The following is a 24,951-nucleotide window of genomic DNA, read 5'->3' as shown; positions in this document are numbered from 1 at the left end:
CGGCAATTTGCTGAGTCATTTAAGGTGAAGTGACTGTTTATCGCAACTTCAAAACGTGTCAGCGAGGGATTTAGCCGGTTGACGGGATCCCTCGCTGACGCGTCGGGTTACCAATAACCAATGCTCCGGGCAAGAACGCAACTTCAATGCGCGCGAGTCGTGCCGGAGAGGATCACGCCGATCGGAATGATTTCACTCCTAAAGCTGTCCCTGGTGCGAGTGCTGCGCTGTGGTGGATCATTGTTCTCTGTCTGTCCAAGTGTCGCTTGGACCAATGGGCCATCCCTTCGCATCGGGGGCAACCGCATCAAGTGTCTACCTTCCTTCCCCAAGGTTTGGGCTGGATCCCAGATCTACCGGACCCTCGCGATCTGACAATCGACGACGCACTGATTCGACAGATTTTGTCGAGACTGCCGGCCCTCGATGAACCGCTGCCCGACCGTGTCGACCTGAGGCACAGCGAGTGTGGCGAACACTACCTGAGCGACTCTCGGGACCAAGGCGAGTTTCATTCGGCCAGTGCGATCGCAGTCTTGGGGCTGACCGAATATTTTTCCAGACGTGTCACTGGCAAAGCCTTTCATGGGTCCGCGAGATTCCTCTACAAAGTCGCTCGAAATCTGCGGCGTATCCAAGGCGACTTTGGTGTCGATCTTCGCTCGACACTGAAAACGATGGTGAAATTCGGAGCGGTAAACGAAGCCGATTGGCCGTACCATTCCCGGCCCATGGACCAGGAACCCACTGCGTTTGTGTATCAGCTAGCCGAACCACTTCGCGGGGTGCGGTATTGTCGATTGCCCACGCATGGGAGACGGCGCGACGGATTGAGCGTTTGGCAAATGCTATGTCGATTCCTTGCCGCCGGATTCCCGTTTGTATTCGGCTTCTCCGTCGGGTCATCCATCACGCACGAACCGGTGATCTCGCTCCGCCCACAGGACGATTCGATCCTGGGTGGAATGTCGGCGATCGCGTTGGGCTATGACTTGCATCGCTTGGGTCGCAATCAAGCGGCCTTGTTAATAGGGACCTCGTGGGGAAACCAATGGGGACACAATGGGACAGGTTGGCTACCGATGTCATTTGTGGATCATTCGATCGCCCGCGATTTTTGGACACTGATCTATACCGCGGGTTTTGACCCGCTTGAGTTTGCCAATCCGATTCGATAGCGACTTGGCCCCGTCGCGGTTGCCTTGCTCGCATCCATTGAATCAGCCGCCCAATCAACAAATTCAACTGTTTCGTTCAGCGTTGAATCACCATCGGTTCCATAGGCAGCGGCGTCCAGCGGTCTACTCTTGATGGTATCTGTGGTTCCCATCCTACCCTCTGTTCGTCTGGATTTCGGGCCGATCATGCCAAACAAAAACACCAGCAACCAGTCGCAGCTTGAATCACTTTTCGCCGACAAAGAGGTGATGAAGGAAATTCGTGAGAAGTATTCTGCGAACGAGATTCCGTCGATGTCGCGTGAGACGATCGACTTGCGTGAAACGCTGGGATCGCGTAGCGCCCAAGTTCAAGAAACGGGGCTTCAAGAAGCCATCGTGTTGGCCTTTGGCCGACCATCGCTATTCATTCAAAACAACAGCTTTGCAACGCCCGAATCCACCACCTGGAAACAGCGGCTGAAAAGCACCAAGTCGCAGCTTGAATCGGTGATCCCCAAAGTCGGTCGGGTGGAACTGTTTCACCACCCGGACTTTGAGTGGGTCGGTACGGCGTGGGTGATTGACGAAGACGTTTTGGTGACCAATCGTCATGTCGCTGATGTGTTCGCGAACAAGTCCAGCAGCGGTGTGATTTCGTTTCGCACGAATCCATTCGGACAACAGATCGCCGCGGCAGTCGACTTTCGCGAAGAACACCAAGTCGTCGCAGAACAAACCGTCGAAATCGAAAAAGTGTTGTTCATTTCAGACTTCGGATCGACTTCACCGGATGTCGCGTTTCTGAAAGTCAAAACGGGCCGCGAACTGCCTGATCCAATTCCCCTGTCGGCAACATCGGTGGCCAACGGTACGATCGTCAGTGTCATCGGCTACCCGGCCTGGGACGGTCGACGTAACGGGATGGAAGAGATGAGACGTATTTTTGGCGACGTCTTCAACGTCAAACGTTTGGCCCCGGGGTTCATCACCAGCAGCAACGGTTTGCGACTGACACATGACTGTAGCACCCTGGGCGGAAATTCTGGGTCACCGATCATCGACGCCGACACCGGACATGCGGTTGGATTGCATTTTGCCGGACGATTCCTGTCAGCCAATCACGGCGTCGACGTTTTGGAAGTGAAGCGATTGCTGCGTTCGATGAATGGTACGTCGAGTGTCTTATTGTCTGGCGGGGACGGCGCAGAAATCGACGAAGCGAGGACGGTGGATTTCTATGAGGGACGCGACGGTTACAGAGAAAACTTTTTTGGCACCTCGGCTGAGTTATTCGTGCCACTGCCCCAGCTGAGCGGGACTCAGATGGTCGATGCGGCGCGGATCGAGGGACGCAGCCGAGAAAACGCATACGTGTTGGACTACGAACATTTCTCAAGCGTCATGAATGGAAAACGCAAGATTCCATTTTTCACCGCGGTGAACATCGATGGCTCCAGCCTGGTTCGTCCTCGGCGTCGTCGAACCACGTGGCAAATCGATCCTCGAATTGATCGCGATCAACAGGCCGGCAACGAACTCTACCGGCACAACCGACTGGACCGCGGTCACTTGGTCCGCCGCCTGGATCCGGTCTGGGGCGAGACCGATGAAGCGGAATTGGCCGAAGAGGACACATTTCACTACACCAATGCCGCGCCACAACATGCACTACTCAATCAACGCGACTGGCTGAATCTGGAAGACTACCTGCTCGACTCGTTGGGCGAACATGATCTAAAGGCCTCTGTTTTCACCGGCCCCGTGTTCCAGGAATCGGATCGCCAGTATCGCGACGTACAGATTCCCGAAGCGTTCTGGAAAGTCGTCGTTCTGTTATCGCAGCAAAATACGATTTCAGTCACCGCGTACCTGTTGGGGCAAGCCGCATTTCTAACCGACATCGAATTCACATTCGGTGAATTCAAAACGTTCCAAACATCCGTCTCCAAGATCAGTGAGATGACGGAATTGGATTTTGGATTATTGCAAGACTTGGATCCACGTAGCACCAGCGAGGCCTTCGGCGAAATGGTGCTGATGACCAACCCTGCCGCTGCGCTGGGGATCTAACACCAAACGCTAATTGTCGCGCGTAGGTTAGCGAAGGAGTTTTGAAGATGCGATTTCCTTAAGCCCAGCGGGCGACAAACGACTGCCGGCGGCGTAAGTCGCCGGATGCAGAAGGAAATAGCCCACTAGCCCGGAGGGCGACACATTGATGCAGTACTGTGTGTGAACTTGTATCGCCCTCCGGGCTACCAAAGCACAACTGCAAAATTCACGCGTCGGGTTGTGATGAAAACGCGTTTGCGAGGATCGATATGTCCCGTTTGTCAGATTGCAATGAGATCAAGATGCCTGGAACCAAGCGTAGCCGAACGAACCGACACACGCCCGTTTCGCAGTCGATCGAGTTTGCAGCCGACCAAATCGAGGGCGCTTCGTTAGGACGAAAGTCTGAAACGAATGTGCTGCCTGAATTTCAGTCGCAGTGGAGCGCTCTGCAGCGCAAAGTTGTCACGTTTGGCAGCGATTCCGAGTCCTTTCATCGATCGGCTGCTGACGCTTGGCATGCCACCTATGGGACTCATGTCAGTCGAGCGATCGCGCAGCATTCCGCGGCCGATTTCATGGTCGAAACCGTGATCGGCGATGACGACCGGATCTTGATTCAGAGTACGAACGAGTATCCATTTAGCGCGATTTGTTCGTTGGAGATCACCGCCAGCACGGGGCGTCAATTTGTCGGCACTGGATGGCTGGTCGACGAAAACACTGTCGTCACTGCGGGCCACTGCGTGTTTCTTCCAGACCAAGGCGGCTGGGCCAAACGGATTCGCGTGTTTCCCGGTCGCAACGGCCAACAATCAAGAGACTCTTTCCTAGCGATCCAATTGCACAGTTGCAGCGGATGGACGCAAGACCGTCGACCGGCGGAAGACTATGGGGCGATCACGATCAGAGGTGACGCATCTGAACACGGAAGTTTGGGCTATGTCGTGCTCAAAGATGACGATGTGGTTCGAAACGTTTACCACCTGGTCGGCTATCCGGCCGACAAACCGCTGGGAACGTTGTGGGGGCATGTCCGCCCACTGAAACAAGCGCGACGCAATGTGTTGATCTATGAAACCGACACCTACGGCGGCAACAGCGGCTGTCCTGTCTTTGCGGTCAATGATGCAGGCGAAGTTTTCGTGGTGGGAATCCACACTCAAGGCGACATCAGCGGGAATTCTGCAACACGGATCACAGACGAAGTGTTTGAAAACATCCAGCAGTGGAGCCGCTAGACGATGGGATCGCAAAAATGAAATTCAATCCGATTCGTATTGCCCATGGGAAACGACCCGAACCGTCTAAAACTTCGGCAGGATCCGCACAAATCGGCATGATGCAGGATTCCCACGATACCGAATCGATCCTTCAATCGCTCAGTCAGGGTGCGTTCGAAGGGACCGTCATCTATGTGCATGGGATCGCCAACAAACCGGTGGCGTCGACTTTGAAATGCCAATGGGATCGCGCCCTGTTTGGAACAGGGATGGGACAGCGCAGCCGCATGGTGTACTGGGTCAACCGCGATCGCTATCCGGATCCGCTGGCGGGAACTTGTAGTGACGCCGATCTTTCCGAAGGCACGGATTTGACCAACGACACAGAATCCCTTCGCGACGAAGACTTGAACCAGCGGATGATTCTGGCCGCTGACCAAGTCGACCACCTGATGCAACACAATTCATCTCATTTGTCAGAACATCGTCGCCAGGAAATTGCCGAGAGTCTCCGTCGTTTGGCTGAACGTGTTGACTGGAACACGCAATCCGAACTCAACGGCCCGCACGCGGAAGTGTTGCCTTTGCCGAGTTGGGCCCGTGACCGGATCACCAGGACCTTCACCCGCTATCTACTAAACGACGTGTACGACTACTGTTTCGATCCATCGATGGCACTCGAGATCGACAATAAATTTCGGATGCGTGTCAGCGGTGGTGGACCATTTGTGGTGATCGCACACAGTCTGGGATCCGTCATCGCCTATCGAAATTTGTGCCGCGAAAATTTCTTGCCGGCAAACAGTGTGCGATTGTTCCTAACATTGGGCAGCCCACTGGGTATCCAAGAAATCCAGGACAATCTGAAACCCACGCTCGAGCAAGATCAATTGGGTAAACCAAATTGTGTCAAGCATTGGTTAAACGTGGCCGACCGCTTGGATCCGGTAGCGGCCGATCCACGCATTGCAAATGACATCGATCGATCCATTGTGGATCGGCTGGAACGAAATTTGGACCGACCACGACACCCGCATTCAGCAACCGGGTACCTGGGTTTAACGCTCTGCAAAGAATCCGTTCGGCGAGTCGTGGGGGCCGCGTTTGCTCAGCCGATTTCATCATTCAGCATCGCCCGCGATCTGACCGATCGAATCGAAGACTCGTTGGTTCCCGATGACGGAGCGGACGATGCGGGCGCCGGTGAAACCCAACACGTGTTGATTGAGTTGCACGACCAGGGCGATGGCGGATTGGTTGTCGCCCGAGAGCGGTTGCTGGATGAAATCAAATTGACCTTGGGTGATCACTCGTTTGCAACCATTCAATTCTGCCATCTCAATCGCTATGTGGCTGCTGATCTGACCAGCATGCAAATCGAACGGCTAGGCCCCATTTTGCAACGTCAAAAGGTGGGACGAATCTGGAGCGATTCGGAGAAGATGACTTTGTCTGATAGCAGCACCATCTCGCGGGATGACCCGGTTCAGGCGGTGGCTGCCGCACGCGTCTACAACGCCCAAGGCGAGAAAATTAACTGGGCCGTTTTGGACACGGGAATCGAACCCACGCATCCTCATTTTTTGACTCACGGCAACGTGCGATCTGTCTGGGACTGCACACACAAGGCCGCAGAGATCGACGATCCGGATTTCAGCGATCCGATCGATCGGCACGGTCATGGAACCCACGTCGCCGCCATCTTGGCCGGACAAATTCAGCCCGGGTCCGGCAGTCAGCACGGTCGCAACGGCGTGGCGCCAAAAGCCGGGATCCATAGCTACAAAGTGCTGGACAATGGTGGTCGCGGACGTGATTCGTACATCATTCGTGCGTTGGACCATATCGCGTCGGTTAATGAAGCGGCATCATCCATTGTGATCCACGGGATCAATCTCAGTCTGGGTGGGCCGTTCGATCCGGAAACCTATGGATGCGGACATTCGCCGATTTGTCGTGAATTGCGACGCCTGTGGCGGCAAGGTGTGTTAGTCGTGGTTGCCGCGGGCAACGCCGGGTTTGCAGAACTGCAATCGACCCGCGGTGCACTCCGAGCCAACCTGGACCTTTCGATCGGTGATCCCGCCAATCTGGAAGAAGCCATTGCCGTGGGGTCGGTGCATCTGTCCAATCCGTTGACCTTTGGCACCTCGTTTTTCTCCTCACGCGGTCCCACGGCAGACGGCCGACAAAAGCCAGACTTGGTTGCGCCGGGCGAGCGGGTTCCGAGCGCAAATTATGCCTATCGATCGGCCGAGGCGTACATCGAATTGAGTGGTACCAGCATGGCGGCGCCACACGTTTCCGGGCTCCTGGCCGCCTTTCTTTCAAGGCGTCGTGAACTGATCGGAGAACCGGATCGCGTCAAGGCAATCTTGTTGGACAACTGTACGACGCTGCACCGCGATTCCTATGTGCAAGGATCAGGTTTGCCCAATTTGGTCCGCATGCTGTTAGCAACTTAGACGCCTCGTTTCGCCCCAAGTAGATGCCATGCCTGAGAATCGATCCTACGCGTCGACCCTGTCAACGCTGTTTGGAACGGGCACCCTGGTCGCGCTCTTCAGTTGGCTTGGCTTCGCCCACTCCGATCTCCCAGTCCCACCAAAAACTAAAACCGCATCGGCAGATAAAGCACTCCGTTCCGATTTCCCTACCGTCGACGGCGCCGTCAGTTTATACGCATCGATGTGGGAAGACCCGTTTGTGTTTGCCGATTCGAAACTAGAGGGACTCAAGTCAAAGACGGAAATCGCCGCAACCATCAAAGATAAGCTGAAAGATGATGCACGACTTCTGTATTTGGTGATTCCCGTTCCGGAAGGAAAACAACCTTGGGACATCGAACGGCGGCGGCGACGCAGACATGCGGTCGAATTGGCCCTGGCCAACCAAGGATTTGAGTTGCCGTTTGCAGATCGTATGACCTATCGCCAGGTTTCGATCAAATTCCATTTTTCCCCACGCCCGCCAGCAGATGCGCAATCAGATCAGGACGATCTCGATGAACTGGTTACCTGCCTAACCAGCGCAGTGCCGACCAAATTATACAAACACAAAACCACGAATGATCTCATCTTGGCGAACTGGGTGCTGGAGTCGCAACTGGGGAGACGTCCGCTCGACACGATTCGCTATTTGCTAGATGACGTGGTTCCCGACGATCTAAAGAAACGATCTGCACTTTGTTTACTGGGACCGACCTGGAGCGATTCGTTCCACACTCTGACCGCGGACGCCCAACGCTACGAGTCCACCGACAATGATTTCTACAGTGGCTGGGAAAACGGATTGGTCGTCGTCAACTATTCTTGCACCGCATCAAATCAACGACTGGGATTGCAACCCGGTCAACAGACGATTTCGATCGGTGACGCCGAAATGAAAGTGATTCATACGATCGGATCGGATGAACGGTTACTGCAGTCGCTAAAGCATGAACTAGGGCTGCGCGGCGTCTGGCCATCTGGTGAAAGTTCGGATTCGATGGTGCTGTTTGTCGAACAGAGTTCGCTCAGCTACGTCGATGGGTTACAGGAGATGTTTTTTGACTCAGACGCTCCCAAGCCGATTGTGATCCCGTACTTGAAAGGACTTTCCACCGCCGCCGAAGAGGATGCTTCGGTCGAGGACTACTTGGACCGATCCGTGTCGGAGCTAGAAACGCTTAGTCGGGCCGGGCCGATCAACCCCCGATCGGTCCGGCTGGTCGGCATTTTGGGTTCACAGTGGGAGGACAAAGAAATGATTCTTTGCAAAGCTCGTCCTGCGTTTCCTGTCGCGACCTTCTTCACAACCGAATTGGAAGCCCGCTACGGTGGCCCAAGTGTCGATAAACACGGTCGCAATCTAGTGGTCGCGTCACACTATGGATTGCGAGTCGCCGGACGTAGCGATGTATTTGGTCGCATCAACAGCATCCCTCAGTTTCGCGACGGCTATCAAACATCGTGCTTCCTCGGCACATCGATTTTATCCAAAGCATTTGCCCAGCAGCGACTTTTGGATTCCGATTTTATGTTGACCTATGGGGAACTCCCGCAAAACCTGTTTGACATTGTTGGTCGTCAAGAAAACAAATTAGAGAACCGGATTTCGCCGGCCTATTTGAATCCACTGGTTTTTGAGATTGGAAACTACGGGCCCATTCAGCTGCGTTCGCAAGCGGCGACCGCCGAGTCTTATCTGCCGCTGCGTCAGCCGTTGGGAACGCCATCGATTCACGAACGTTCCTGGTTGTTGGTCGTCCTGCCGATTTGCATCATCATGGGCGTGGTGATCTTCAATTGGCTTGCCACATTATCCTCTGATGCCCGCGATTTACGACGACGGATCATCGACGGCTTCGACGACACGTTGAAGGGTCTGTTCGCGTTTTTTAGTGGGGAATCGTCCAAGCGAGCAGGGCGCACATGGGCCTACAACATTGCGGTGATCATCGCCGCGGTGATTCTGGTTGTCATGGTCATCAGCAATTCCACCGCCGCTTCTGAGCCGATCCTGATTTTCGAAGGCATCAGCATTTGGCCCTCGATCTGGGGGCTGTATTTGGTGATTGCATTCGGTTTCGCGATCCTGCGCAACATGTTTCCGAAACGCGATGCCGAGGAAAAAGAGACCGATCCAGCTTTAGAACGATCTCGCTTCCTGGACTGGACCGCCTGCAAATTGGCGGCCTGTCTGATCATCGGTTTCTACTCGATCTCGTATTTTGAAAGCGGTTTCATCGCGCCACCGGCCCGTGATTGGATTGTCCGCTGGCTGGCCAGTGTGATTCTATTTATTGCCAGTGGTTGTGTGCTTTTGGTGTCCTGTCGTTGCCTGATTTACTCATTGGGATCTCGACAGACGATCCGAGATTTTGAAAATCACTTGCGCACTGACAATCTGGATCGCATCGTCGGACACTGTACCGACACGATGCATTTGAGCATCGACGCCAGCAAAGACATGATCGGACCGGCAATCCTGTCGTTGCTGTTCATCGGAGCACGCTGGCGAATCTGGGACGCCTGGGGACTCGATCGCAGTTGGTACGTGCTGATCGGTGCTCCCATCGTCACCTGCTTCGTCGCTGCCATTATTGTCCGCATGACAGCGATCGACTATCGAAATAAAGCCATTGAATTTTTGCGTCAACAGCGCTATGACGCGCTCACTGGCGTGCGTCAAACACGCCATCTCGCACCCGATTCACTGCAGCATTCGATCGACGAAATCACTCGTTTGAATCGTGGACCGTTTGGTCCGATCAGCAACGACTACCTATTGGGCGCGGCCGCACTGATCGTCGCGGTCGCCGCCACCGGCCCCATCGGAACGCTGCTCAGCCGATTGTTGCTGTATGCCTAGGAATCAGGCGGTGACTGAAATCACCGCTTTGATCACGCCGGTTTCCGGTTTGGTGTAGGAATCAAAATCGTTGAGCACCTTGTCCATATCGGTGCGATGGGTGATCCAGGGATCGGTGTTGATCATTCCCATTTCGATCAATTGGATGATTCGGGTGAAATCGCCAGGCAGGGCATTGCGCGAAGCCAGGATCGAAGCCTCGGGTTTGTGCATCGTCGGATGCTTGAACGCGATCTCATCGGTGGTGATACCAACGTAAACCAGCGATCCGGTGCTTGCCAAATAGTTCAGGGCACCGGCCATCGAGTGACGATTTCCCGTCGCGTCGACAATGGTCTGGTACATGTCACCACCGGTCAGTTGCTTCATCCGTTCGAGTTCACTGCCATCGCCGGAGAATTCAATGGTGTTGTCGATCCCATAGTTTTTGCGCACAAAATCCAATCGATCCGGATTCATGTCCATCACGCTGATTTTCGCGCCGGTGAATTTAGCGAATTCCAAAGTGGCCAATCCGATCGGCCCCATTCCAATGATCAATGCGTGATCGGCGGCCTGTGGGTTGGCACGGTCATTCGCATGACAGCCAATCGCCAAGGTTTCCACGAGCGCTAATTGGTCATACGACAGTTTTGCGGAAGGGTGCAATTTGTCGGCGCGAACCAGAAAGGATTCGCAGAGCCCGCCGTCCATCATCACGCCGATGACTTTTAGGTTTTGACAACAGTTGGTGGCCCCACGGCGGCACGGATAGCAAGTGCCACAGTTCATGTACGGTTCCACGCTGCAGCGATCCCCCGCAGCGACGTTGCTGACGCCGTCGCCGACGCTGACGACTTCCACACCGAGTTCATGCCCAGGAATTCGCGGGAAATCGAAGAAGGGGAACTTGCCCAGGTAACAACTGATGTCCGTTCCACAGACCCCCATTCGATGCGTCCGCACCAAGGCTTGTCCCGGGCCGGGAGCGGCGGGAGGGTCGATCTCAATCGGTTTCAACGTTTTCAGTTCACTGATTTGAATGGCGCGCATTTTTTGTGTTACTCCAAGTGATAAAGACGTTTTGCGGTTTCAGCAAAGAATTCATTTTGTTCGGCTGGCGACAAGTCGCCGGCCAGGTTGGTGACAGCGTTCAACCAGCGTCCATAGTCGGTCTTCAACAAACAGACCGGCCAATCGCTGCCGAACATCAATCGTGACGGGGTGAATGATTCCAGCACGACATCCCAGTACGGACGGATCAATTCAACGTCCCAACTGTCTGCTGCGACTTCGGTGGCAACCCCTGAAAATTTGCAGGCCGTGTTTGGCAGAGCCGCAAGCTGGCGGATTTCATTTGCCCACTGCGGATCAAAGGCCCCGTTGCGGATCGTGGGTTTGGCGATGTGATCCAAGATCATCGGGATTTCGGGATGTGCCCGGGCGAATTGGATTGCGGGCGCCAGTTGACGTGCGTAGATCAAAATGTCGTAAACCAAATCTTGGCCGGCCAACAAACGAATCCCTCGGTTGAAACGGTCGCCCAAGATGAATTGGTCGTCTGGTTCGTCTTGGACGACATGCCGCAACCCTTTCAATCTAGGATGAGTGGCGAAACGTTCTAGTTGTTCGGCCGCGTCGTCACTGGCGAAATCAATCCAGCCGACGACACCTTTGATCAGTGATTGCGTTTCAGAAAGCGTCAACAGTGATTCCGTTTCGGCCAGCGACTGTCGGGCTTGAACAGTGACAAAACCGTCGACCGAGTGTTGACCGGCGATTTGCGACAGTTCGTCGGCCCAGAAATCGTGTCGCAGTGCCGGCATGTCGTCGTTGATCCAACCGTACTGATCGGCAGAATACTTCCAAAGATGATGGTGCGAATCAATCAACATGTGGGGCGACTGTTTTACGGTGGAAGGCGACACTGCGAGGACGCCACGATGACGTCGCCGGACTGTACCAAATTACGATCAAACGACCGACGAGGGAAACCCGCTAAACGCAGCGGTTTTTGGCAGGAATTTTGGCCTCCAAGGCTGCCCCGGGCAGGCGATCCTTATCATGAGCCGCATTTTGTGATCAATCGGAACTAGGTGAACAACCGGCAGGTCTAGCAAACCTGGGACCAATTTAGCTGTCGTGTAGTTGGTCACCCTAACCAGCCGATGACTTTGCTACGGCATCAAGGACGCCGTACGCCAGACGCTCACGATCCTCCCTCGACACAGCTGTCCGTCAAACGGATGCCGGTCGTCTCTATCGTTTGTGTGCCGCGGCGACATCGCACCGATCAACATCACGAAAAGTCACATGTCTGAATTCGCCGCTCCTCCTGTCGATCCCGATCTTGCCGAAGTCAAAAGTATTCGCAAGACGACACGGCGATCCGATGCAGCCCAGTCACCACTGGAAACCTATCTTCGCGAAATCAACGAGACGGCGCTGCTGACGGCCCGTGAAGAATTGGAATTGGCCGCGCAAATCGAGCAGGGTGATGTCGAAGCTCGAGACCGAATGGTTCGTGCCAATTTGCGTCTGGTCGTCAATATCTCACGTGGCTACACCGGCAAAGGTCTGAGTCTGCAGGACTTGATCGAAGAGGGCAATCTGGGGCTGCTACGCGCCGTCGAAGGGTTTGATCCCACCGTCGGCACGCGTTTTAGTACGTATGCCAGTTACTGGATCAAACAATCCATCAAACGCGCGCTGATCAACAGTGCGAAAACCATTCGCATTCCAGCTTACATGGTGGAGCTACTTAGCAAATGGCGGCGGGCAACGGCGCGCCTAAACGAAGAACTCGGGCGGACGCCGACCAACGAAGAAGTCGCACGCGTGTTGGGATTGCCAAAGAAGAAACTGCCGATCATTCGCAAAGCGATCCGCATCAGCAATAGTACCCCGCAAAGCGACCAATCTGAATCCGGATGGTCACTTGGGGAAATGGTGATGGACGAGCGGCTGAAGGCGCCCGACGAAATGATGCTCGATCACGACATCTTGCGCCACGCCATGGAATTGCTCGGTGACCTGGAGGAACGCGAGGCGATGGTATTGAAGCTTCGTTTTGGCCTGGACGGCACCGATCCCAAAACGCTCAAAGAGATCGGCGCCGAATTAGGGCTGACCCGAGAGCGTGTGCGTCAGATCGAAACCGAAGCGCTGCGAAGACTGGCCGACGGACTGACCGACCCACGCGAGCGGTTCGGCGCCTAGCTAATCGATGATGACCGAGTTGGATACCGAGTTGCCAAGGTGTTCAAAATCCATCAGCGACCAGACAACCTGTTTGTCGCGATCGATTTCCACGATCTGAGGTTGCCCGGGTCCGGCGTGACAATTGCCTAGCACGATGTTGCCGTTGTCCATGACTTGCAATGTGGTGACCCAGGCCAACGTGATGTCTTTCAAATCGTTTTGGTCGACCTTCCAAACGATATCTTTTTGCGGGGTGACTTCGATCACGCTGTGCCCGTTGCCGGTGCTGATCAACGTGTTACCGTTTTCCAATCGCAGTGCGCAAAAAACCGCGTCACCAAACGCTTCCGGGCCGTGACCGCCTTTGGCTTGTTTGCCGAACATTGGAACATCATATTCCCAAACAATCTTTCCGTCACGATTGTATTCACGGACAAACCCGTCGCCTTCCTGAGCAACCAAATAGGTCCACTGATCACCGGCGATGACCGGACGTACTTGTCGCGTGTCACGATGCGGATGCGGATTGTCACGTTTCAGTGTGATCGTGCGTTTGACGTTGCCGTCGCGGTCGATTTCAAAAATCTTGCCTTCGCCGCTGAGCGCGACCATCATTTGGCCATTGGGAAGCGGCGCGATCGAGTGCAGTTCGACGCGATCAACGGTCGCCAACTTTCGGGCGTCAAAGGACCAGACGACTTCGTGTGATTTGCCATCGAGTTCGACAATCTCGGTGCCTTGATGGGTCAAGACATTGCCGTTTTCGAGCACATGAATGTCGTGCGGCGCACCTTTCAATTGAACGGTCGACGTGACGTTTCCATCGGCATCAAACCAACACAGTTTGCCGCCTTCATTGGCAACCAGCGTGTGTCCGGCGGAGAGCGATGGAGTCAGGAGGGCCACCAAGGCCAGGCAAATCAAAGAGCGCATAATGGGGAAGGGGTTTCGGGGGGCGAAGAAAGTTAAGTTGCATCCAGCACACCGATACTTTATCAGTCATCGGTGTGCCGTGTCAGTTGCCCGCTGCGAGCGATTGCGAGCATCAACCAAAACATCAGCGAAACACCGCCGATCACGCCCAGCAAGCCGAACAGACTGATCGGTTCGAACTCGATCCCAAACGCGGACGAAAACGTGGGTGGAACCCGCTGAGCCATCAATAGCGACGAACCGACAAAAACAGCGCTGGCCATCACGCCCAGCACCAATCGATTGACCGGTGCCCCCAATCGCTGGTGTTCGAGTGTCAGACGGGTTTCGCCGCGACGCATCATTTGCATCAGTGACACAAATTCATCCGGTGCCGATTCAAGAAAGCTCTCTGCTTCCATGTAGATCCGACGTGCTTGGCGAAGACGCCGCTGCGGGCTAAGTCGACGCAACATTGATTTTTGCGCCAGCGACCGAATCACTTTCATCGAGTCAAAACTGGCGCCCAATTCAGACAGAGTGCCTTCCAATGAGATCAGCATTTTCAGCAGCAGCGCGGACTGGTTGGGCAACTTGATCGAATGCATGTGCAACAATTCGGTCAGCGCGTTGAGGGCACCGGTTAAATCAAATTGATCCAGCGATTGGCTTCCATAGGTGCCGACAAAATCAGCGACATCGATCGCCAACGCGGACTCGTCCAACGTCGGTGGGGCTTCGCCGACACGCCGGATCAGTCGAATCAATCGGTTTTGGTCTCCACTGGAAATGGCCACCATCATGTCTTCGATGTTTTCACGCAGCGATTCATCGATCCGCCCGGTCATTCCAAAATCCAGGATGCCCAACCGACCGTCGTCCAAACAGAACAGATTTCCTGTGTGAGGGTCGGCGTGAAACAGTCCTTCTTCGAAAATCATTGCCAAGTAGACGTCGGCAATGGCCTCACTTAGCTGCGTGCGTTTGGATTCATCCAAACGAATCGCTGGATCGGCGTCTTCATTCAAACAGGCGGCCAGCGATCGCCCTTGCAATTCATCCATCACCAAGACATGCCGGGTGCACAATGCTGCGACCGGCGCCGGCACAACGACGTCATTATGGTGCTGTGCGATCCATGCCACGAAATGTTCAAGTGATTGGCGTTCGCGGCTAAAATCCAGTTCCCGGGTGATGATTGGGGCCAGTTGTCGGACCACGTCGTTGGGACGCCAGGCGGCAATCGTATCGACGTGTTCGGCCAGCTGGGCCAACCCACTGAGCACCTCGATGTCTTGCTTAAGTGTCTTTTCAATTCCCGCACGCAGGACTTTGACCACAACCGCGCGGTCGTCATTCAAGACGGCACGGTGGACCTGACCGATCGATGCAGTTGCCAACGGCGTCGCGTCGATCATTTTGAAGTGAGATTGGTAGTCTTTCCCCAATTCACGCGCCAACGTTGCCCGCACGGTTTCGATGCTATCGGGGCGCACGTTGGCCCGTAGGCCTTTGAGTTCTTCGCTGAGTTTCGTGCCGACCAGATCGGGGCGGGCGGCCAGGATCTGCCCCAGTTTGATGAACGTGGGCCCCAGTTCCGTCAACGCCATGCGGACCCGCTGTTCGCGCGTGTATTCGGCCAGGGGGGTGCCCCGGTGGTCTTTGAACCATCCGCGAAACGGCATCTTCCGATGCTGGCTCAACCAATCCGCCAGCCCGTAGCGTCGAAGCACCGTCAGAATCTGTTGCCAGCGCCGTAGATTGCGATACAGTTGTGGAATCGCGGTGAATTTCATGCAGCGGCTGCCAAGAGCGAAAACAGGAACAATGATGCTATTGTAGCTCGCAGGGAAAAAATTCCTGCTCCCCGTTTCTTTGCCGGGGGTAGCTGGCACACCGATTTGATGGATTGAATCGGTTAGACTAGTGGTGCGTCAAACGTCAACTGAAACCTTGGCCTTGGTGCACCCCAGTGCTTTCGCTTGCCCGCTTGCCACCCTCTGCAATTTGACCCCATTCATGACCGAAGCACCTCCAATCGTTGACCAATCCACCGCTGCCGGCTCTGCGGCCCGCAGTGGATCTCAAGTTGCCGATGTTGCAGCCGTCTCGGAACTGGCCAAGCGGGTGATCGCCAATGTTGAACACGCGATCGTCGGTAAACGAAAGCAACTGGTGTTGTCGCTGGTGGCCTGGCTGAGCGGGGGACACATTTTGTTGGAAGACGTTCCCGGGGTGGCCAAGACGATGCTGGCACGAGCGCTGGCCAAATCGATCGGTTGCCAATTCAAACGGGTGCAGTGCACGCCCGATCTATTGCCCACGGACGTCACCGGCACATCCATTTTTAATCAAAAGAACGCTGAATTTGAATTCCGTGCCGGTCCGGTATTCACGCAGATCCTGTTGGCGGACGAAATCAACCGGGCCACGCCGCGTACCCAGGCTTCGCTGCTGGAGGCGATGGCCGAAGGCTGTGTCACAGTGGACGGCACCACGCACCGGTTGGAGCAACCGTTTTTGGTCATCGCCACGCAAAACCCGGTCGACCATGAGGGGACGTTTCCACTGCCGGAAGCTCAGCTGGATCGATTTTTGATGCGTTTTAGTTTGGGGTACCCCTCGCTGGACGAGGAGATGCGGATGTTGGAATTACTGCAACACACCCATCCGGTCGATTCTTTGCAGGCGGTTTCGTCAGCCGCGGAATTGATTGCCGCGCAAGGGGAGATTCGCAAAGTCCATGTGGACCCACGCGTGCGGCAGTATTTCCTGCAAATCATTGACCAGACCCGTCACAACAGCGACTTGGCGCTGGGCGGCAGCCCGCGGGCCACGATCGCCTTGTTTCGTTGTGGCCAGGCGATGGCCGCGATCCGAGGTCGCAGCTATGTCACGCCGGACGATATTAAACGTGTGCTGGATCCGGTCATGAATCATCGCTTAATCTTGCGTCCCGAGAGCCGGCTTCGAAAAGTCACGACCGAAAGTGTGCTGCAAGACATCGTCAGCGAAATTGCGGTGCCGACGGTCCAGACATGATCCAGGGAATGACGGGCAACGATCGTCTGTCCAGGGGTGTTCAACGTGGTGCCGAGCGATCTAGGCTGTATGCAATCATGACCGACCAAAGACCGACTTCGCGAGCGAGGTGAAGGGGTGCTCGAAGACATCACTAAAAACACGTTGCCTGGCAATGTCGTGCACGATCCGGGTGAAGTCCCGTTGGTCATTCATTCGGCGGTCACAGGACCGATCGCCGAGTTGAGTTTCATTCGTCGATCGCTATTGTTCGCCGAACTGTCGATGATTTCGTACAACGACCAGGCCGAAGCCACGAAAGCCGCGGTCATCGCCGGTTTCCCTGACGTCACGATGTTTGACCGCGATGGATCCCAGGCCTATCGGTTTCGTAATCAGCACGATTGTGTGATCGCGTTTCGAGGCACCGAGCCCAACGAGTGGAATGACATTCGCGCCGACGCCAACGCGCGAAGCGTGATTGCCGAAACGGTTGGACGGGTTCACAGCGGATTTAAACAAGAGGTCGACGACCTGTGGCCGATGGTGGAAACCGCGTTGCTGGACAACTCGCATGAGTTGTACTTTTGCGGACATTCATTGGGAGGTGCAATGGCGACGATCGCGGCCGGCCGCTGTTTCCTATCGCATATCCCCAGCGAACCTGCGGCACTGTTCACCTACGGCAGTCCTCGTGTCGGCGACAACCGCTACATCAATCATGTCAAACTCAGCCACTATCGTTTTGTAAACAACAATGACATCGTGACCCGTGTCCCGCCTTCGTTGCTGGGCTATCGACACAGCGGCGCGGAAGTTTATTTTGATCGCAACGGACGGATCCGCAAACTTGGAATCATTTCAAAGCGTCGCGACAAGTGGCGTGGCTTTCTACGTGGTCTCAAACGCTGGAAAATCGATCATTTTTCCGATCATTCCATTCACCGCTATATCGAATCCCTCTTGATCGCCATCGGTGATGAAGAGGAACGCATCAAGTCGGGCGGTCAAGCGAAACCGGCGTCTGCTTATGCGGGCACCGATGAATGACTGCTCCTCCCCTAGCCCCACGGCTGTGACACTCCCTATGACTGACGCGAAGCCCGATGCCGGTGACGGCAATCACGAGCATTCGACTCATATCGATATCCATTCGATCCGTTTGAAGTTGGCCAAACCCTACGAGAACCCGGGGCGCTGGATCGGCCAAAGTGAGATCTTGCAACAGCTTTTGGCATGCTGGATTTCATTGGACGAAGCCGATTTGCCGCTGACGCCACGAATCGTCGGTGCGCCAGGTGTCGGCAAGACCCAACTGGCGATCGCTGCGGCCAAGGCGCAAGGTCGACCGCTGTACATTTACCAGTGCACCGCTGATACCCGGCCGGAAGATTTGTTGGTCACACCGGTGCTAAGCCAAAATGGACAGATCGCCTATCATGCATCGGCATTGGTGACGGCAATGATTCGCGGTGGCGTCTGCGTGTTGGATGAAGGTAACCGCATGAATGAAAAATCATGGGCTTCCCTCGCGCCGCTGTTCGATAGCCGGCGCTACGTCGAATCGATCGTTGCCGGAATCACCATCGATGCACACCCTGAATTTCGTGCGGCGGTGACGATGAATCAGGACGAATCGACATTCGAAATTCCAGACTACATTATGAGTCGGCTGCAACCGACCCTGCCGGTTGGGTTTCCGAACAAGCAAGACGAGATGGCGATTCTGCAGTACCACCTGCCGTTTGCCGAACCGGAAATGCTGGCGATGACCGTCGAGTTTCTGCAGCGTTCCCACGAACTGAAACTAGAATTCTCGCCGCGTGATGGTATCAATTTGCTGCGATACGCGCTGAAACGGATCTCCCAAGACCCGGATCATCCCGTCAGCCGAGATTCGGCCTGGCAAGAAGCGCTACAAAAATGTTTGGGCGACGAAGCGTTCGATCTAGAACAATTGTCACAACGCAAGAGCAGGACCCTGGGCGGCGACGCTGTTCCATTGGGTTTGGCGGACCTGTTCTTCGACGCCGACGATCCAATGCACCCCGATCGCGACGACGATGACGAACAGGACGACGAGGATTTTAATGTCTGACACAGTTGTGAAGCAGGCAGCACATCCCGAGGTAAACACCGCCACTGGGCCTCGAAGTGTGGCTGTCATCGATATCGGCGCCACGGCGATCCGCATGGCAATTGCCGAAATTCACCAAAACGGTGAAGTGCGGACCTTGGATCAACTGGTTCAGCCCGTTCAATTGGGGCAGGAAGCATTTGAAACGCGACGGTTGTCACGTAAAAGCATCGAGCGTGTTGCTAGCGTGCTGACACAGTACCAACGTGTGTTGCATGAATATGGTATCGATCGCACCGCTGACGTCCGCGTCGTCGCCACGAGCGCCGTTCGTGAGGCGAGTAACCGATTGGCATTTGCCGATCGCGTGTTCACTGTGACCGGGCTGCATGTCGAACCGATCGACGAAGCCGAAGTCAATCGAATCACGTACATGGGAATCACGCCTCAGCTATTGGCCCATCCGGATCTGGCCGACGGCAAAGCCATGGTGCTGGAAATCGGCGGCGGTAGCACCGAAGCGTTGGTCGTCCGCAGCGGCAACGTGTTGGCCAGTCACTCGTACCGGCTAGGCTCGCTGCGAATGTTGCAGGCCGTCGATATGGCACGTGCCGGCGTCGAACGCGAACGGGCGCTGATGGAGAACCATATCAATCGCACGCTCACTCAATTGGGTGATCTGCTGCGCAGCGAATCGAAGCTGAATTTGGTTGCGGTTGGGGGTGACATTCGATTGGCGACACGATTGTTGGTCGACGACTGGCAAAGCGGTGAATTGGCCATTTTGAAGACCAGCGATCTGACCCGACTGACCGATTCGGTGATCCAATTAGCCGATGACGAAATTGTCAAACGCTATGGCGCCTCGTTTGTCGAAGCCCAGACGATGGGGCCGGCGCTGCTGGCCTATTCGATGATCGCCAAGCACTTTAACATCGACAAACTTTATGTCAGTGACACCAACCTCCGCGACGGACTGTTAAAAGACATCGCGCTTGGTGGCAGTTGGACGGCGGAATTTCGCAATCAAATCGTGCGTTCGGCTCTGTCGCTCGGGCGACGGTTCCACTTTGATGAAATGCATGCCCGCAGTGTCGCCGAACTCTCACGAAAGTTGTTCGACCAACTGCGCAACGAACACAAGCTGGACACCCGCCACGAAGTCATCCTGTATGTCGCGGCACTGTTGCACGAGATCGGCATCCAAATCAACGTTCGCAGCCATCACAAGCACGCGTTGTACATTATCAAAAACAGCGAGCTGTTCGGGCTATCACAGTCCGAACTACTGCAGGTCGGTTTGGTCGCCCGCTACTACCGCCGGGCCGCGCCACAGCCGACGCATACTGAATACATGTCACTTGATCGCGACACCCGCGTGATGGTCGGCAAGCTTGCGGCCATCCTGCGATTGGCCACCGCGTTGGATGACACCCGGACCAGCCGAATTCGCGAGATCGAGTGCTTGATCGATCACAAACGCATGATCATTCAGGTCCCGGGCGTCCGCGACGTTTCTCTGGAACAAATCGCGATGAAACAGCAGGCGTTGCTGTTTCGTGACGTCTACGGATTATCCGTGATCCTACGCGCAGGTGAACGCTGACTAGACGGCTGCGGCGCTGGCCAATCCGTATGCCAAAATCGTTTGCTGCAGCTTGGCTTCGGATGCCTCGTCCAACGGTGTCATGGGCAAACGCAATTCGCCGGTGTCTCGGCCGACCATTCGCATCGCGGCTTTGACCGGGATCGGGTTGGTCGCTAGCCCTAACATGTTCGAACAGAGTGCGAACAGTTGGTGGTGCATTTGTTGGGCTTTGGCATAGTCGCCTGCGGCGGCGGCGTTGACCATCTTGATCAGATCACTTGGCACAAGGTTGCCGGCAACGGAAACAACCCCTTCGGCACCCACACTCATCATCGGTAGTGTCAGGGTGTCATCGCCGCACAACACGGTCAGGTCGGTGGTGCCGACGATGGCAGAGCATTGATCCAGTTTTCCGGTGGCCTCTTTGACCATCGTGATGCCCGGCAATTCGGCCAGTCGTTGGATGGTGGAGACGTCAATTTCCTTGCCGGTTCGGCCGGGAATGTTGTACACACAAACCGGGATATCGACCGCGTCTGCAACCGCTTTGAAGTGTTGGAAAAAACCTTCTTGAGTCGGCTTGTTGTAGTACGGAGCGACCTGCAGTGTGGCATCGGCCCCCTCGTTAGCGGCCCGTTTTGTCAATCGCAATGCTTCGGCGGTGCTATTGCTGCCTGTACCGGCCATGACTTTGACACGTCCGGCAACACACTGGATGGTTTCGGCGATCACACGTTCGTGTTCGTCATGCGTCAGCGTCGGCGATTCTCCGGTCGTTCCGACTGGGACGATGCACCGCGTTCCCGCTTCGATTTGAAACTCGATTTGCTGTTTCAACCGATCGTAATCGACTTCACCGTCGGCAAACGGAGTCACGATGGCGACCGACAAACCAGCAAAATCAGATCCACGACGCTGGGGCATTTCAGCTCTCTCGAATTGGGAATGGAAGCGTTGAAAGGGCTCTCTCTCGTACCCAAAAGCCTACCGGGGATGAGAAAAAACACAATCACCGGACAACGGGATTGCCGCCGTGGTTCGGGAAAAGCACCATTCCCACCCACACCACAAGGGTGAAAAAACTGATTCCAATCGTGGGCCAAAGCCACCATGGGCGGTAGAAAAATTCCACCCGCCAATCACCCGCTGGCAGCAAAACCGCCTGGTTCAGATGGCTGGACCGGTGCACCACGGCATCGATTTGTTGTCCCGAAATGTTGGATGTTAACGAGGCTTGCCAGTGACCATCCTGAAAAAAACAGCGTTCCAGCAAACAGGGAACGTCAGTTTTCACGTCGATCTGGCCCTCTGGCCCTAGCTGCAATTGCGGCGGCGCGGTGGAGACCTGCTGGGGAGCCGCCACATTGACGTGGGGCAAGGGAACCGATTGCGTTTGGCCCAGCAACTCAATCAGCGCCGGCATTTCGATTTCCCGTTTCCAATCGCGAAACACGCGGACCTGTTGACGCGGGCCGGTTTTCATCCAGCGGTCGACATACACCATCACTTGGCCTTGGGCCGCGACGCCGCGTGATCCATCGACATGCGACACACCGTCGATCGCCAACCAACGACAGACGGAATCCCAAAACGCTTGCTGTTGCGACGCATCTAGATCTTTCAAATACTGATTGGCCGCCGGCCAAAAGCTCGCAATCGCTTTGCTACGAATACTGACCATGCTGTTGAACACCGCGCGACGCTCTGCCAGGTGCCAGCGGCCGAACCACGCCATCCGCTCACTTGCCGCCACCTCCAACGCGCGCTGTTGTGACGCAGTTGTTTTCCATGGATCAGGCCAGGAACCGGACTGGGTGCGTAGCGTCCGCCAAGGGTGGATCGGCGCCGGGCTGGCTTGATGTGCCAATTGTCGCTCCCGGTTCACGTCGACACGTGGCAACAGCGTGTAAGCATTGATCCCGACGTCCGCTGCGATCAACAACCAGATCGTGCCCACGGCAATGGATCGGACACGGCGTCGTGGGGAAACGGCAACGCCACGGGCGACCAACAAGCCGACCAACATCAGCCCCGACCACATCCATGACATTCGCGAGAGTAAAAAACCGTCACGAATCTGAAGCGGCCCCCAGTACTCATCTGCCGTGATGCTGCGAAATTGTGTCTCGTGGGAGGCGCCCCAATGCGCCACACCGCAGCCACCGACAAACAAAATTAACAGTCCCAATCCTCCTTTCCATTCCAGACCAGCACGTGGCGTAGCGATCCATTGGCCTGCCACCAACGAACTGGCAATCGCAAACAGGGGCAACCATTTCACCGGGTAGCGAAAGGAGGTGTAGCCAGGCACGATCTGACACAATAGCCAATAGGGGCCACCGATTGCGCTTTCGGTTTGTGGCAGTAGCGTGGGAATTTGTTGTAGCAGCCAGACCGCACCAAAATGGCCAAAACACAACAGCAAACTGACCAAGGCAAGGGACAGCCAGGGATCGGAGAAATAATTCTGAGGGGCTAAGAGGCGAAAGAACAACGCCAGCCCAACCACCAGACCGGCGTAAATCGAGGGGGTCCACATCCTGCCGTCCCCGGGTATCAGTTTCGATAGCTGACGATTAATCGGAAACGGATGCCCAAACGGACGCATCGAAAGCGTCTCCAGGGCATGCCAGGGGGCAAGTGAGAAATCGTATCGCTCTGTGGAATGCTGGCCACCCAAGACACGGTCACTGTGACGACTCCAATCCAGCGAGGCGGCGATCTGGATGGATGCCAGACCCAGCGCCAAGACCGATGCCGCCGCGGCGACTTTCATCGAGTCGACAAATTCCAGCGACCTCTCAGCGGGACGAACCCATCGGGCCACACCGCGACACAGCGACACGGCAATCACGACGATCACGCAGTGCAACGCTGATTGCGGGTCTCCGCCAAGCACCATCATTGCAAACGCAAATCCGGCCAATGCGATCCGACGACGGGTCGAGCCCTGTCCCGCCATGCCCTGTCCGACCAGGCAGGCGCCCAGCGCCAATGGCAACCAGGCTGCACCCACTAAAAACGGTGGGTTGCAACACAGCGAAAACACGCTGCCCGATAGCGAGTAAACCAAGGCGGCAGTGACCACGCCGGTCGTTCCGATTCCAACCCGTCGGGCTAACCAGGCGGCTGACGCAGCGGCCAAGATCACGTGCAGAGCGAGATAGATGCTAAGTGCGGTTTCGTTCTCTAGGGGAAACGCATAGACCAGATAGCGCAGCGGGTACAGCACGGCGGTGGTCGATTCACCGACCAGCGGCATCCCGGTGTGATCCAGCGGATTCCACATCGGCAGCCATTCGTTGGCGGTCCGTTGGGCGACATAGTCGTACAGCGGCAAATAGAAATGACTGACATCGCGAAACGCAACTCGCCGGCCGGCAAGCGTCGGCCATAGCGTCATGAAGATTACGAAGCAAACAAATCCGATCGGCGCACTCCGACGAATCACGTCACCAAGCCTTTGGTCACTGTCATGAAGACATCTTCCAGCGTCGGTGCGCGATCATTGAAGGAACGCAGTCGGACTCCTTCGGCGATCATCGTTTCCATCAACGTCGCCAATCCTTCGTCATCGGTTTCCAATTCGGCGAGGATTCCGATCGGTTGCTGCTGGATGGATCGTAAATTTGGGCTACTGCGCAAGATCGACATTCCGGCTTCAGCGTTTTCGATAAATTGGATTTCGACATGTCGATTGCGTCGAATCTGGCGATACACCGTGTCAATGGGCCCGCTCATCAAAAGCTGACCGCGTTCAATGATTCCGATCGACGTGCAACAATCGGCCAGCTCGGTCAGGATATGGCTGCTGATCAGAATGGTTTTCCCCATCCGACGCAGTTCCTTCAGCAACTCTTTCACATCCACTCGGGCACGCGGATCGAGCCCGCTGGCCGGTTCGTCCAAGATCAACACCGGCGGGTCGTGCACCAGGGTTTTTGCCAAACACAAACGCTGTTTCATTCCCCGCGAAAGCGCATTGACAAAATCGTCGCGTTTATGGGTCAGATCAAGCAGTTCCAGAACGTTGTCAATGATCTGTTTGCGGTCTTTGCGTCCGATCCGATAGGCAACGGCGAAAAAGTCTAGAAATTCCCAGACCCGCATGCCGTCATAGACACCAAAATTATCGGGCATGTATCCGACGGCTTGGCGGACTCCCACCGGGTCTGCCATCACATCACATCCGGCGACTTCGCCCCGACCACGGCTGGCCCGCAGCAGCGTCGCTAAAAATCGAATCGTCGTGCTCTTTCCAGCTCCGTTGGGACCGATAAACCCAAACGTTTCGCCGGCGTCGATGTGCAGATCCAATTCTTTGACGGCGGTGAAGTCCCCGTAGTCTTTTCCGAATCCGGTCAATGTGATCATGTGCGATTGAAA

General features: G+C 55.5%; 17 protein-coding genes. 10 read left to right on the top strand and 7 right to left on the bottom strand.

The window, feature by feature from the left end; genetic code table 11:
* Window positions 1–311: 311 nt before the first annotated feature.
* From NHH03_RS19355 to NHH03_RS19335, 5 genes are all read left to right on the top strand, one after another.
* The gene (locus tag NHH03_RS19355; protein WP_253158704.1) at window positions 312–1,178 is read left to right on the top strand and encodes a C1 family peptidase; all 867 of its coding nucleotides are present in this window, start codon (window positions 312–314) and stop codon (window positions 1,176–1,178) included.
* Window positions 1,179–1,364: 186 nt separating this feature from the next.
* The gene (locus NHH03_RS19350; RefSeq protein WP_253158702.1) at window positions 1,365–3,230 is read left to right on the top strand and encodes a DNA/RNA non-specific endonuclease; all 1,866 of its coding nucleotides are present in this window, start codon (window positions 1,365–1,367) and stop codon (window positions 3,228–3,230) included.
* Between the two features lie 251 nt (window positions 3,231–3,481).
* Window positions 3,482–4,453, top strand: coding sequence for a trypsin-like serine peptidase (locus NHH03_RS19345; protein WP_253158701.1), 972 nt, complete (start codon window positions 3,482–3,484; stop codon window positions 4,451–4,453).
* A 17-nt stretch (window positions 4,454–4,470) separates the two neighbouring features.
* Window positions 4,471–6,900, top strand: coding sequence for a S8 family peptidase (locus NHH03_RS19340; protein WP_253158699.1), 2,430 nt, complete (start codon window positions 4,471–4,473; stop codon window positions 6,898–6,900).
* 28 nt (window positions 6,901–6,928) lie between these two features.
* Window positions 6,929–9,787, top strand: coding sequence for a hypothetical protein (locus NHH03_RS19335; protein WP_253158697.1), 2,859 nt, complete (start codon window positions 6,929–6,931; stop codon window positions 9,785–9,787).
* A gap of 3 nt (window positions 9,788–9,790) precedes the next feature.
* Here the strand turns inward: NHH03_RS19335 and NHH03_RS19330 are convergent, their stop codons facing one another.
* Together NHH03_RS19330 and NHH03_RS19325 are read right to left on the bottom strand one after the other, a co-directional pair.
* On the bottom strand, window positions 9,791–10,819 hold the full coding sequence (locus tag NHH03_RS19330) for a zinc-binding alcohol dehydrogenase family protein (RefSeq protein WP_253158695.1): 1,029 nt from the start codon (window positions 10,817–10,819) through the stop codon (window positions 9,791–9,793).
* An 8-nt stretch (window positions 10,820–10,827) separates the two neighbouring features.
* A complete protein-coding gene (locus NHH03_RS19325) occupies window positions 10,828–11,661 on the bottom strand; it encodes an amidohydrolase family protein (protein ID WP_253158693.1) in 834 nt (277 codons plus the stop codon).
* Window positions 11,662–12,079: 418 nt separating this feature from the next.
* Between NHH03_RS19325 and NHH03_RS19320 the strand changes: the two genes are divergently transcribed.
* The gene (locus NHH03_RS19320; protein ID WP_253158691.1) at window positions 12,080–12,985 is read left to right on the top strand and encodes a sigma-70 family RNA polymerase sigma factor; all 906 of its coding nucleotides are present in this window, start codon (window positions 12,080–12,082) and stop codon (window positions 12,983–12,985) included.
* Here the strand turns inward: NHH03_RS19320 and NHH03_RS19315 are convergent, their stop codons facing one another.
* Window positions 12,986–13,873: a beta-propeller domain-containing protein gene (locus tag NHH03_RS19315; RefSeq protein ID WP_253158689.1), complete on the bottom strand. Its 888-nt coding sequence runs from the start codon at window positions 13,871–13,873 to the stop codon at window positions 12,986–12,988.
* 89 nt (window positions 13,874–13,962) lie between these two features.
* Entirely contained in the window at window positions 13,963–15,675 is a 1,713-nt protein-coding gene (locus NHH03_RS19310) for an ABC1 kinase family protein (RefSeq protein ID WP_253158687.1), read from the bottom strand.
* 223 nt (window positions 15,676–15,898) lie between these two features.
* On the opposite strand from NHH03_RS19310, the gene NHH03_RS19305 reads away from it, so the two are divergent.
* The 4 genes from NHH03_RS19305 to NHH03_RS19290 all read left to right on the top strand — a co-directional run bounded on the left by NHH03_RS19305 (window position 15,899) and on the right by NHH03_RS19290 (window position 20,583).
* Window positions 15,899–16,921, top strand: a complete 1,023-nt coding sequence (locus tag NHH03_RS19305; RefSeq protein ID WP_253158685.1) for an AAA family ATPase — start codon at window positions 15,899–15,901, stop codon at window positions 16,919–16,921.
* Between the two features lie 117 nt (window positions 16,922–17,038).
* Window positions 17,039–17,950 (top strand): lipase family protein, encoded by a 912-nt coding sequence (locus NHH03_RS19300; RefSeq protein ID WP_253158683.1) that lies wholly within the window; start codon window positions 17,039–17,041, stop codon window positions 17,948–17,950.
* Window positions 17,951–17,987: 37 nt separating this feature from the next.
* Window positions 17,988–18,998: an AAA family ATPase gene (locus tag NHH03_RS19295; RefSeq protein WP_253158681.1), complete on the top strand. Its 1,011-nt coding sequence runs from the start codon at window positions 17,988–17,990 to the stop codon at window positions 18,996–18,998.
* Window positions 18,991–20,583, top strand: a complete 1,593-nt coding sequence (locus tag NHH03_RS19290) for a Ppx/GppA phosphatase family protein (protein ID WP_253158680.1) — start codon at window positions 18,991–18,993, stop codon at window positions 20,581–20,583. Before NHH03_RS19295 ends, NHH03_RS19290 begins: the two co-directional genes overlap by 8 nt.
* Here NHH03_RS19290 and dapA read toward each other — a convergent pair whose 3' ends face one another.
* The 3 genes from dapA to NHH03_RS19275 form a co-directional block, all read right to left on the bottom strand.
* Complete coding sequence (dapA, locus tag NHH03_RS19285; RefSeq protein ID WP_253158678.1) at window positions 20,584–21,489, bottom strand: 4-hydroxy-tetrahydrodipicolinate synthase; 906 nt, start codon at window positions 21,487–21,489, stop codon at window positions 20,584–20,586.
* An 85-nt stretch (window positions 21,490–21,574) separates the two neighbouring features.
* Window positions 21,575–23,968 (bottom strand): hypothetical protein, encoded by a 2,394-nt coding sequence (locus NHH03_RS19280; protein WP_253158676.1) that lies wholly within the window; start codon window positions 23,966–23,968, stop codon window positions 21,575–21,577.
* Window positions 23,969–24,012: 44 nt separating this feature from the next.
* Window positions 24,013–24,939, bottom strand: a complete 927-nt coding sequence (locus NHH03_RS19275; RefSeq protein ID WP_253158674.1) for an ABC transporter ATP-binding protein — start codon at window positions 24,937–24,939, stop codon at window positions 24,013–24,015.
* Between the last annotated feature and the right edge of the window lie 12 nt (window positions 24,940–24,951).

It is taken from the genome of Stieleria tagensis (assembly GCF_024129865.1).
Lineage (GTDB): Bacteria > Planctomycetota > Planctomycetia > Pirellulales > Pirellulaceae > Stieleria > Stieleria tagensis.
This window is presented reverse-complemented; position numbering and strand designations above follow the sequence as displayed.